At 65.2% G+C, this 11,577-nt stretch carries 8 protein-coding genes and 1 pseudogene; 3 read left to right on the top strand and 6 right to left on the bottom strand.

The window, feature by feature from the left end:
* Position 1: 1 nt before the first annotated feature.
* The 4 genes and pseudogenes from A5625_RS02920 to A5625_RS28010 all read right to left on the bottom strand — a co-directional run.
* A complete protein-coding gene (locus A5625_RS02920; RefSeq protein ID WP_066988863.1) occupies positions 2 to 2,623 on the bottom strand; it encodes an AAA family ATPase in 2,622 nt (873 codons plus the stop codon).
* Positions 2,620 to 3,771 (bottom strand): exonuclease SbcCD subunit D, encoded by a 1,152-nt coding sequence (locus A5625_RS02915; protein ID WP_066988862.1) that lies wholly within the window; start codon positions 3,769 to 3,771, stop codon positions 2,620 to 2,622. The genes A5625_RS02920 and A5625_RS02915 overlap by 4 nt, the downstream gene beginning before the upstream one ends.
* A gap of 512 nt (positions 3,772 to 4,283) precedes the next feature.
* The gene (locus A5625_RS02910; protein ID WP_066988861.1) at positions 4,284 to 4,727 is read right to left on the bottom strand and encodes a transcription elongation factor GreA; all 444 of its coding nucleotides are present in this window, start codon (positions 4,725 to 4,727) and stop codon (positions 4,284 to 4,286) included.
* Positions 4,728 to 4,855: 128 nt separating this feature from the next.
* Positions 4,856 to 5,040: pseudogene (locus A5625_RS28010) on the bottom strand (amino acid dehydrogenase); the annotation flags it as partial.
* Between the two features lie 969 nt (positions 5,041 to 6,009).
* Here A5625_RS28010 and A5625_RS02905 point away from each other — a divergent pair.
* On the top strand, positions 6,010 to 6,507 hold the full coding sequence (locus A5625_RS02905) for a histidine phosphatase family protein (protein WP_066988860.1): 498 nt from the start codon (positions 6,010 to 6,012) through the stop codon (positions 6,505 to 6,507).
* Between the two features lie 7 nt (positions 6,508 to 6,514).
* Here the strand turns inward: A5625_RS02905 and A5625_RS02900 are convergent, their stop codons facing one another.
* Positions 6,515 to 7,075: a DUF3558 domain-containing protein gene (locus A5625_RS02900; protein ID WP_066988909.1), complete on the bottom strand. Its 561-nt coding sequence runs from the start codon at positions 7,073 to 7,075 to the stop codon at positions 6,515 to 6,517.
* Positions 7,076 to 7,083: 8 nt separating this feature from the next.
* Positions 7,084 to 7,641: a DUF3558 domain-containing protein gene (locus A5625_RS02895; protein WP_066988907.1), complete on the bottom strand. Its 558-nt coding sequence runs from the start codon at positions 7,639 to 7,641 to the stop codon at positions 7,084 to 7,086.
* A 182-nt stretch (positions 7,642 to 7,823) separates the two neighbouring features.
* On the opposite strand from A5625_RS02895, the gene A5625_RS02890 reads away from it, so the two are divergent.
* Positions 7,824 to 9,590: an ABC transporter ATP-binding protein gene (locus A5625_RS02890; protein ID WP_066988859.1), complete on the top strand. Its 1,767-nt coding sequence runs from the start codon at positions 7,824 to 7,826 to the stop codon at positions 9,588 to 9,590.
* Positions 9,587 to 11,509 (top strand): ABC transporter ATP-binding protein, encoded by a 1,923-nt coding sequence (locus tag A5625_RS02885; protein WP_066988858.1) that lies wholly within the window; start codon positions 9,587 to 9,589, stop codon positions 11,507 to 11,509. The genes A5625_RS02890 and A5625_RS02885 overlap by 4 nt, the downstream gene beginning before the upstream one ends.
* Positions 11,510 to 11,577: the final 68 nt, after the last annotated feature.

Below are 11,577 nucleotides of genomic sequence, written 5' to 3'. Positions count from 1 at the left end.
GTCAAGCGCTGAGATCGATGCGGTGCGCGCCCTTGACCCCCTCGTAGCGGTCGGGGCTGCAGGTGAGCACGATTACCTGCCCGTGGGTTCCGACGGTGTCGAATAATTCCCCCATCTTGGTCAATCGGTCCGGATCGGTGAAACCGAGCGCGTCGTCGACCACCACCGGGACGGCATCTTCCTTCGCGACCAGGGCCGCGCCGGCCAGCCGTGCCAGGATGCCGAGTTGCTCCTTGGCGCCGCCGGATAACGATTCGTAGGGCACCGTGATGCCGTTCAGCGTGCGGCTGCGGATGCACAAGTCGCTGTCAATATCGACCTCGAAACTCGGGCCGAAGACCGGGCGGCCAAGCCTTTGCAGTTCCGCGCGGTAGGGCTCGACGTAGCGCCGCCGGGTGGTGTCGCGGTGCCGTGTCATGACGGAGCGCAGCAGTTGCGCGGCCCGGGCACGGCCGCCCACCAGGCTGTGCGCGTTGGCGGCGTGCTCGCGTTCTGTTTCGGCGGCATCGAGCTTGCCTTGACGTCCCTCACTGCCGAACACCGAGAGCTCGATGGTGATCTCACGCAACGCCCGAGCAGCTTCTTCATAGCGCTCGCGCAGCGCGTCGGCTTCCTTTTTGGCGTCGGCCAATTCGGTCGCAACAGCTTCGGGTGCGGCCGCGGCCAAGGCGTCGGCGAGTTCGGTGACCCGTTGTTGCGCAGCTTGCGCCGCGCACAGCGCCGTCCGCGCCGAGGCCGCGAGTTCGTCGTCGCCGGCCGTCGCGCGTTCGGCGGTCAACCGTCCGGCAGTGGCGTCCAACTCGGCGCGCTGTGTCTGCAACGTGTGCTGCAGAACCGTTGCTTGCGTGGACAACTCGGCGAGCCTGGTGGAGGCGGAGACTGCGGCCTGGCGGCAGGTCTCGTATTCGCTGGACGCGGCCGCACGGGCCTGCTGGACCGCCGCGAGTTCAGTGCGGGCAGCGCCGATATCGGTGAGCACCGGACCGGCCTCGGCGGGATGTTCGGCGCGCAGCTGCGCCAGCCGCGACCGCAGCTGGTCGATCTGCTCATCTCCGCACAGGCCGGCCAAAGTTGCGCTGAGCTGATCTCGGGTGCTGTGCAGATCGCGGCGACGCCGATCGGCGGTTCGCGCCGCGGCGAGGTCGGTTACCTCACCGGCCGCCAGCGCCGCAGTCAGTTCTTGCTGTGCCGCAGCGTGTTTGGCCTGAATGTCCAGCGTGGTCGCACCTGGGGTAACCCGGGCCGCCAGCACACCTGGGACGTCGACGACGGTAGGCCCGGCGGCGATGATCGACCAGCTTTGCCCGGCCGACAAGGAGATCTGCTGCCCGCCGACCGCCAGATGAATGTCTGCGGCAGCCGTGAATTCAATCGCTGCCGACGTCAGCGCCAACTGGTCACCGGTGCGGTCGACAGCGGCCGCCGCGTCCTCGATTCGTCGCAGCACCGAATCGGTGACAGCGATGGTGGTGAGCTCGGCGCCAATTCGCTCACGATCCCGCTCGATGGCATCGATCTTGGCCAGCCGGGCGGCCAATCGGTCGGCCTCTTCGCGGTTGGCGAGCTCATCGACCGTGCACCGCACGGCTTCGGCCCGGCGTTGTAGCTCGGCAAGGGCCTCGGTGGCCTGCTGCAGGGCGGCATCAGACGCTTCTGCTTCGAAACGCGCCGCCGTTTGCGCGGCTGCGGCTTCTTGGGCTTGCGCCTGCGTTTCGGTGATTGCTTTGGCGCGGGTGTCGATTTCGGTGAGCAGTTGCCGGCGTGCGCTGTGCGCGGCACTCGCGGCGGCGGCGGTGGCGGCCGCGGCCTCGGCAACCAGTTGGGCTTCGCGCCGCTGCGCGGTGAGCGCTGCGATCTTGTCGGCGGCTTCCTGCGCAGTTTCAACCCGCGGCCCGGCAGCGATGCGCCGCTGGGAGAAGTCAGCCACCTGCTGGGTCAACACGGCATGACGAGCCACCCGGTCGTCGACTTCGGCGACCGCGGCCGCACATTCGGCGACCGCGGCCTCGGCGTCGGCCAGCCGGCTGATCGCGGCGGCCCACTCGCCCGTCGGGCGTCCGGTCGGAGTGAAGTAACGCGCGTATTCGGCGTCGATGCGTTCGATGAGCAGTGGCTCGGTGCCGCACAGGCCCCCGCTGTCGCCGGCGGCGACGTCGAGCGCACGCGAGAGCGCGTCACACCCGGACAAATCCACCGCGGCGGTCGACGTCGACTGCAGCACCCGCTGTGCACGCCACAGGTCGCTGTCCACCGTCTCGGCCAGCATCGCCCGCACCCGCTCGTGGGCTTCGTCGCCGGTGAGCTGTTCACGGCACGGCCGGACCACCGTCAGCTCCGTCTCGCACTTCTTGTGAAACCGCTTGCGGTAGATGAATCGGTAAGGGCCGCAACTGATTTCCGCGGAGACCTCGGAACCTACATCGCTATGGGTGGGCTTGACCTGCTTGACTTCCTTTTTCGTCGAGCGGTCCCGGGCTTCCAGTAACAGATCCAGGGCTTCGATCATCGACGACTTGCCGATCTCGTTGGCGCCAGATACCACCACCACGCCGTGGTCGGGGAATTCGATTTCGCGGTGCGGAATGCCGCGATAGTTCGTCAGGGTCAGCCGGTGCAGCTTCACGCCGCGCCCCGATCAGCGAGTCGCAGCAGTAGCGCCAGCGCCGCCTGCGCGTCGACCGCGGTCGCGGAGTCCTCCTCGCGTGCTGTCGCTACCAGTTCCTCGACCGCCGCTGCGGCGAAACCCCCGATGCCGAGATCGCTGAATTCGCCGTCGGCGGGGATCACCGCGAGCTGGGTGTGACGCTCCCATAGGCCCAGCCAGGCGAACAACCGTGCGTATTTGTCCAGGCAGGCATCCAGCGCCGCGCGGTCGGTGACCGTCAACGAACCGGTCAGCGCCAGACGCACCACGGTTCGGTCTTTTTCGGTCATCAGGTCCAGGTTCATGTCGAGATCGGCGATGTCGCGGCTGGTGTCGACCTGTCGCCGCATCGTGACGAAGCGCCAGCTGCCGACGTGGCGCGGCGTCACCCGCACCGCGCGCTGCGGGTCGGCTTCGTCGACGTCGACGACCAGCACATGGCCGGGATCGGATTCCACGTCGTCGAAGTTGGTGACCTCCGGGGCGCCGGAGTACCAGACCCGGCCGCTACCGCCGACTTGGGTGAGCGAGTGCTTATCCCCTAGCGCCACATAGTGCACCGCGCCGCGAGTCAGCGCGTCGTCAACCTTGGCGAGCCGGATCAGCGAGGGCTTGTCCCGATCGGGATCCAGCGCGTCGACCCCGCCGTGCGCCACGAGTATCCGGGTGGCCGCCGACGCGGGGAGATCGTCGAGAACGTCGGCAACCAAGTCGGTGGTCGGTACCTTCGACCGCCACGGAGCGGCGACGATCTCCAGCCCGGCGCGCACCTGATGCACGCCGGCCCGATCGAGCACCACCACGTTATCGGGACGCTCGGCGCAGAACAGCGCGCTGGTGTACACCGATGAGGCGTCCAGGGGGTCGTGATTGCCCGGCAGCAGATACACCGGAATTCCGATGCCGCGCATGGCTTCCAGGGACTGCCCGATTACCTTCGGTGGAAGCTGATTGTGTTCGAACACATCGCCCGACACGACAACGAACTCGGCGTCGACTTCGGCCGCCAGCGTGCCTAGACCCGCAACCGCGTCGCGGCGTGCGGCCGAGTAGCGAGGCTGGGCGTCACCGGCGAGGAAGTGCCTGGTCATGCCCAGCTGCCAATCGGCGGTGTGCAGGAACCGCATGCCGGCGACCCCCTTTCGAAGTGCGTGTTTACCAGGGCATCGCGAGTTTAAGTCGGCGCACCGACAAGACACGGGACCTCTATCGGCAGGTCTTGTTCCGAGAAGTCCGGAAGTGATCCGCGAGCGGGCGGCGGGCATTATCCGGCGTCGAACCAAGTCGTCGGGCCCGGCGCTAACACGGCCGGCGGGCGAGCAGAACCGTGCGGGATCCGCGATCCGCGGGGAAGCCGACACGCCGTGTCGAGGTTCCTCGATCAGCGTTCGAGTTCGGTGGCGATTTACATCCGTCCGTACCCGATGGCCATGATCAGGCCCAAGCCCGCAAACAGGAGAAACATCATCGCCACCGGGTCGATCAGTTCGAAGATCACGCCATCACCAATGGGCGCGGAACCGCCGGCGATGGACGATTGAACGCCTCGTGCCTGAGCTGCCGCTGTATGTCGTTGTGGTTCAACATCTCCGAGCGCCGTGCGACGAATCGGGGCTCCTGACCGGACGCCCTTCGTTTGCTACGCCTCATAGGGCACGGCCTCCAGCAGCGTCACCAATCGTCCCGTCTCATTGGGAATCGAGTAGATGCGCTGGTCTCCGGGACGCGCGCCGGCTATGGAGCGGCTCAACGGCGATGCCATCGAGTAGACCTTGACGTCGGCGCCTTCGCTGCCGCGTCTGCCCAAGAGAAAGGTTTCGGTCTCACCGGAGACGTCGTAGCGGATGCTCAAAACCATGCCCGGTTCGGCGATGGGGTCATCAGCAGGATTCTCGCTGATGATCGCCTTGGCCAGGAGGTTCTGTATCTTCCGAATACGTCGTTGCAGTGCAACACGATTCGCATCGAAGTCCATTGAGTCGTCCGGAATTTCAACGATCAGCCCTGACCGCAACGTGTTGAGTTTGCTCCGCAGGCGGTTGTACTGCCGTCGTGTCATCCAGATGGGTTCAGCGCTGGTCATTTTGAGTGGTGTCCTTTCGTTCGTCGGGAACGTCGTCAGAGGCGGGCCAGGGTAGGCAGCCGCCGCTGACGACTCGGACGCCCTGGGTGGGCGACGCTTCGTTGCGGTTGGAGTTGCTCGCGAGGCGGTTAGCGTCCGGTTCGGCGCAACGGTTCGAACTCGCGCAGCGCTTCGGGTTGCTTGCCGGTGGTGATCTGTTCGGCCAGAAGTCGACCCGTCACCGGGCAGTGCGCTAACCCCACATGCCGTGCCCGCCGGGCAGGTACACGTCACGGGCGGCATCGATGACGAAGGCCGACCTAGGTCGGCCGTCAATTCGCTCGACGCGACCCATCGCGCAGGTCGAGGTGCCATTGCAGCAGGCTTGAGACAGCGAAGTAGGAGATGGCTGCGACACAAGCTAACTTGGCGGGTTCACAGGCCTGCCGGGATTCGGAAACGCCGGGTTGGTGTAGGCCGGTGTCTGTGGCTCATCGCCGCGATTCGGATTCATGGTTGGTGGTGGTCCGGCCTCTGGCTCAGCTGACGGAGACGGGGGCGCCCGATGTTCGGGCGGTGGCGGCTTGGGCACCAGATAGTTCTTCCATGCGCCCGGTGGATTCGGTGCAGGACCGGTAGTGTTATCCGGCCAGCGCCATGAACAGCTACCGGAAGCACCTCCGAAATCGCCTGCAGGAATGGTCAACCCAAAACCCATGAAACTTCCACCGATGGGGGAGTTGCCACCTGGACCGCCCATGTTCCATCCGCCATATTCGCAGTGCCAGTGCGTGCTGTTCTCTTCGGTAGGAAAATCGCAGTAGTACGTCGTGGCACCCGCCTCGAAAGTACTTCCGCCAACACCGGGATAGTCGCACACGCCGGGACCTGGAAGGTTGCCACCCGGCCCGGCCCAAGCTGCCGGCGAATTGAGGATTACCCATAAGGTGGCCCCGGGTGCCACCAGTAATCTAACTCCGGTGCGCAACGACTCTTTCACTGTAACGCCTTCTGGCTTCGGCAATGGCAGCGCATGCCCTCGAGCGGGGACTGCTATTCCAAGTTCTACAACGCCTGGGACGAATTCGCAGAGGATTTAGAATTCGTCTCCCATTAGGCTGATTCTGGCCTTCGCTGCCGAGACTGTGATGACTGTCGCCCGACCATCTCCACTCGTTACGCCTACCGGATCCAGTCGAGCTCGGCCACTTCGTCTGCTAACCAACACCTTTTACCATCCGGAAAATTGCTCGGCGGCGATGGTGACGACGACTTGCCACCACACTGATTAATCTGATTTCTCGTGACTGGCCAACGCACCTTGCTGTTAATGCGGCACGCGAAGTCTGATTACCCGCCGGGTGTCGCCGACCATGACCGGCCGTTGGCGCCCCGCGGCACCAGGCAGGCCGGACTGGCCGGCGACTGGCTGCGCGCCAACGCACCCAGCATCGACGGCGTGCTGTGCTCCACGGCGACGCGCACCCGCGAGACGCTGCTGAACACCCGCATCGAGGCGCCGGTGCGTTACAGCGAGCGTCTCTATGCCACCACCCCCGGCACGATGATCGACGAGATCAACACGGTGGACGACGGCGTCGGCACGCTACTCGTCATCGGGCATGAGCCGACAATCTCAACTCTTGCACTCGCACTCGGCGGGAAGACGAACACTGCGGCCGCCGAACGCATTTCGGCCAAGTTTCCGACCTCGGCGATCGCCGTGCTGACCGTGCCGGGAGCCTGGAAAGAACTCGAACTCGGGGTGGCGACGCTGATCGACTTCCACGTGCCGCGCTGAGGCTTGATCAGGAGTTGGTGGCCAGCGTCAGTTCCATCAGCTTGATGGCCTGCCCGCACGCGTCGATGCCCGGCGCCTGCGGGTTGATCCACCATCCGACCACCCCGGCGGCGTCGCTGGCCACGCCGCACGCGCCGTTCGGATCGTCCGGCCGCATCACGATGGAATCGATCCCCGCGATCGATCGCGTCTCGATCTTGTACTTCAAGAATTCGGCGACCTTGCGCTCGTTGCTCAGGCTGCCCTGTTCGAACCAGAACCGGGTGATGTCGATCAGACCGGCAGGGTTGGCCGCCTGCCAGCGGCAGATCGCGCCGACGAAGGTGCTCTGGATGTCCAGCGGGTCCGCGCCCACGGTCTTGGCCAGGATGTCGCTGGTCAAGACCTCACATTCCTTGAGCAGGTTGGGATACTGCTGCTGAGAGTTGTTGTTGCGGGGAACGTTGCCGCCCGCCTTGACCGCGTTGCCCGCGATCGAGCGGGAACAGCCCGTCAACAGCAACAGCGCGGCGATCACGACCGTCGCGGCGATGCGGACAGTTCTTCTGCTCCGCGATCCGGAGCGCATCGAGACCGTCATTTGGAGTTCGCAATCGACTGACGAGCCAGTTCTTTCGCTATGTCGCATGGCGGCGGGAACGGCTTCTGACTGAAACTGATCGACCATTCAATAAAGTCGTCCTGGAACTGAATGCCCACCTCGCACAGCGAGTCACCCAGGTTGGGCTCGTTTCCGACGGCGATGAAACCGCCGTGGCCGTTGATGTTGATGTCATCGACGCTGGAACGGGACAGTTCTTCGGTCTTGCGTTCGCGTCCGATGGGGCTGCCGCGATACCAGGAGAAGGAGAAGTGCGGCCCCAGGATGCCGCCGCCCGCCAGCCACTGGCACCCGACCGAGTTGCGGGCTGTATTGATCAGCCCGGTGACCTTGGTGAGCTCCGCTACCGTCTGGTCACTGATGCCACCGCACTGCGGGAACATCGCACCGTGGTTGCCCTGGCCCTTCTGCGGCGTCGACGACGCCGTCGCCCCCGGTTTGTTGCCGCCGGAATCGGAACAACCCGCGACCGCGGGGATCAGGATCGTCAATGCTGACGCCACAAGAGCCAGCGCCCTCGTGTTACGCCGCACCGCTACCCTGCTTCCGTTCCGCCCGCTGCTGGTCCACACGATGCACTGTAGCGGCAGCCCAGCGGGTCAACCACCGACGCGCCTGAGCAGGTATTTCGGCACCGCCAACAAGTGCGGTGTGGACCTTGAGCATCCGGCGGCTGACGGGGACGGCCAGGTGGACGGTATGCGACAGTTACCAAATGCTCCTGGCACTGCTGCGCCAGTACATCCAGCCGTACCGCCGGCTGGTGGCGGTGCTGATGGCGCTGCAGCTGATCAGCAGCCTCGCGTCGTTGTATCTGCCGACGGTCAACGCCGCCATCATCGACGAGGGCGTCGCGAAGGGCGACACCAGCACGATCGTCCGGCTCGGCATGGTGATGCTCGGGGTCACCGGGTTGCAGGTGTTGTGCTCGGTGGGAGCCGTCTATTTCGGCTCGCGCACCGGGATGGGCTTCGGCCGCGACCTGCGCGCCGCGATGTTCGAACACGTCACCACCTTTTCCGAGCGTGAAACCGCGCGATTCGGCGCGCCGACACTTCTGACGCGCAGCACCAACGACGTGCGGCAGATTCAGTACCTGGTCCAGATAACGGGCACCGTGCTGGTGACCGCTCCGATCATGTGCATCGGCGGCATCTTCATGGCCGTCCGTCAAGAGGCCGCGCTGACGTGGCTGCTGCTGGTCAGTGTTCCGATCATGGCGGTTGCCAACTACTGGGTGATGTCACACATGCTGCCGCTGTTCCGCCGGATGCAGGGCCTGATCGACGGCATCAATCGGGTGATGCGTGATCAGCTGACCGGGGTCCGGGTTGTCCGGGCGTTCGCCCGGGAGGGATTCGAGCGTGACCGCTTTGCCCGCGCCAACACCGCGCTGTCGAACACCGCTCTGACCGCGGGTAATTGGCAGGCGTTGATGCTGCCGGTGACGACCCTCACCATCAACGTGTCCAGCGTCGCGCTGATCTGGTTCGGTGGACTGCGCATCGACCGCGGCCAAATGCAGGTCGGCTCGTTGACCGCTTTTCTGGCCTACTTCACCCAGATCCTGATGGCGGTGTTGATGGCGACGATGACGCTGGTGGTGTTGCCGCGAGCCTCGGTCTGCGCCGAGCGGATCACCGAGGTGCTCGGCACCCGCCCCGCCGTCACCGACCCCCCGAGTCCGCGATTCCCCCATGGCGCGATCAAAGGGACGGTCCGCTTGCAGGGCGCGACATTCACCTATCCGGGCGCTGATCGTCCAGTGCTGCAGGACATTTCACTGACCGCGCGGCCCGGGACCACCACCGCCATTGTCGGCAGCACCGGTTCGGGCAAGTCAACGCTGATCTCTTTGATCTGCCGGCTCTACGACGTGACGGGCGGGGCGGTCTTGGTCGACGGCATCGACGTGCGGAACTACCAGACCGAGCGGCTGTGGTCGGCGATCGGCCTGGTTCCCCAGCGCGGCTACCTCTTTTCCGGAACGGTCGCGGACAACCTGCGGTACGGCGCGGCGCCGCACCAGGCAGTCAGCGACGACCAGATGTGGGAAGCGTTGCGGGTGGCGGCAGCCGACGATTTCGTGCGGGCCCACGATGACGGGCTGCACATGCGGGTGGCGCAGGGCGGTATCAATTTCTCCGGCGGGCAGCGGCAGCGGCTCGCCATCGCCCGCGCGGTCATCCGCCGTCCGGCCATCTATTTGTTCGACGACTCGTTCGCCGCGCTCGACGCGCGCACCGACGCGCGGGTGCGCGCGTCACTGCAGGAAATTTCCGGTGGTGCCACCGTCATCGTTGTCACGCAACGTATCTCGATCGCGGCCAAGGCCGACCAGGTGATCGTGATCGACGACGGGAATCTGGTGGGTGCGGGCACACACGACTCGCTGCTGGCCGATTGCACCACCTACGCCGAATTCGCCGACTCGCAATCGGTCGGTGCGCTGCGTTCCGGGCAAGTCGGGGGCACGTCGTGACCCCCGCGGCCACCAAGGCGACCAACCGGCCGGCCTCGGTAACCCGTTCACATGACTTCTGGGGCTCGGCCACCCGCCTGGTGAAACAGCTTGCGCCGCAACGACGACTGAGCATCGCGGTGATCACACTAGGCATCACCGGCACCGCGATCGGGGTCATCGTTCCGCGGATCCTCGGCCATGCCACCGATTTGCTGTTCAACGGTGTCATCGGACGACAGCTCCCGGCCGGAATCACCAAGGCGCAGGCCGTCGCCGCCGCACGCAGCCGCGGCGCCAACACTTTCGCCGACTTGTTGTCCGGGATGAACGTGGTGCCGGGCCAGGGTGTGGACTTCGGTGCGGTCGCGCGCACGCTGACACTGGCGCTAACCCTCTATCTCGCTTCCGCGGTGCTGATTTGGGTGCAGGCACGGCTGCTCAACGTCACCTTGCAGCGCACCATGGTGGCGCTGCGCGCCCAAGTCGAAGACAAGATCCATCGGTTGCCGTTGTCGTACTTCGACGGACGCCAGCGTGGCGAGTTGCTGAGCAGAGTCACCAACGACATCGACAACGTCCAAACATCGCTGTCGATGACGATCAGCCAGCTGCTGACATCGATTCTGACCGTGGTGGCGGTGCTGGCGATGATGTTGTCCATTTCACCGCTGCTGGTCGTGATCGCTGTGTTGACCGTGCCGTTGTCGCTGTTGGCGACGCGGGCGATCGTGCGACATTCCCAGCGCATGTTCGTCGCCCAGTGGACCAGCATCGGGCGCCTCAACGCCCACATCGAGGAGACCTACAGCGGTTTCACGGTCGTCAAGACATTCGGCCATCAGGCGGCGGCGCGCGAGCAGTTCCGCAGCCTCAACGACGATGTCTACCAGGCCAGTTTCGGCGCTCAATTCTTATCCGGACTGGTCGCACCGGCCACCACGTTCATCGGCAACCTCGGCTACGTCGCGGTAGCCGTTGTCGGCGGTTTGCAAGTGGCCACCGGACACATCACGCTGGGCAACATCCAGGCGTTTATTCAATATGTCCGCCAATTCAACTCACCACTGAGCCAACTGGCCGGGATGTACAACACCCTGCAATCCGGAGTGGCGAGCGCCGAGCGTGTCTTCACGCTGCTCGATGAGCCCGAGGAATCACCGGATCCCGTGGCCGCCGCCACACACCATCGGTTGCCGGCGGCCGGCACGACCCGGCAGTCCGGCGGCCGTGTTGAGTTTGCCCACGTGAGCTTCGCCTACCACCCGGGCACGCCGGTGATCGAAGACCTGTCGCTGGTGGCCGAGCCGGGCAGCACGGTGGCCATCGTCGGGCCGACCGGGGCCGGCAAAACCACGCTGGTGAACCTGCTGATGCGGTTCTATGAGGTCGATGCCGGCCACATCCTGCTCGACGGGATGGACATCGCAACAATGGATCGTCAGTCGCTGCGGTCGCGAATCGGCATGGTGCTGCAGGACACCTGGCTTTTCGAGGGGACGATCGAGGAAAACATCGCTTACGGGCGTCCCGACGCCGGCGAAGAGGAAGTGCACGAAGCGGCCAAGGCAGCCTACGTCGACCGGTTTGTGCGGACCTTGCCGGCCGGCTACCAGACCAGGATCACCGGTGACGGAGGCAACATCAGTGCCGGCGAAAGGCAACTGATCACAATCGCGCGCGCGTTTCTTGCTCGCCCACAATTGCTGATCCTGGACGAGGCCACCAGCTCGGTCGATACCCGCACCGAGGCACTTATCCAGCACGCGATGTGCGAACTGCGCCGCGACCGCACGAGTTTCATTATCGCGCACCGCCTTTCGACAATCCGCGACGCCGACCGCATATTGGTGGTCGAGGCAGGCCGGATCGTCGAGCAGGGCAATCATGGCGAACTACTGGCCCGGCGCGGCGCCTACTACGCGATGGCCCAGGCGTAGCGCCGATCGCGGTACCGCGGCTACCGCACGCGGCTGTGCCGTCACCAAGAATCTATTGAGAATGCTTG

This window comes from Mycobacterium sp. 1465703.0 (genome assembly GCF_001672975.1).
GTDB lineage: Bacteria > Actinomycetota > Actinomycetes > Mycobacteriales > Mycobacteriaceae > Mycobacterium.
Note: the sequence above shows the minus strand (reverse complement) of the source record. Positions and strands in the feature narration are given on the sequence as shown.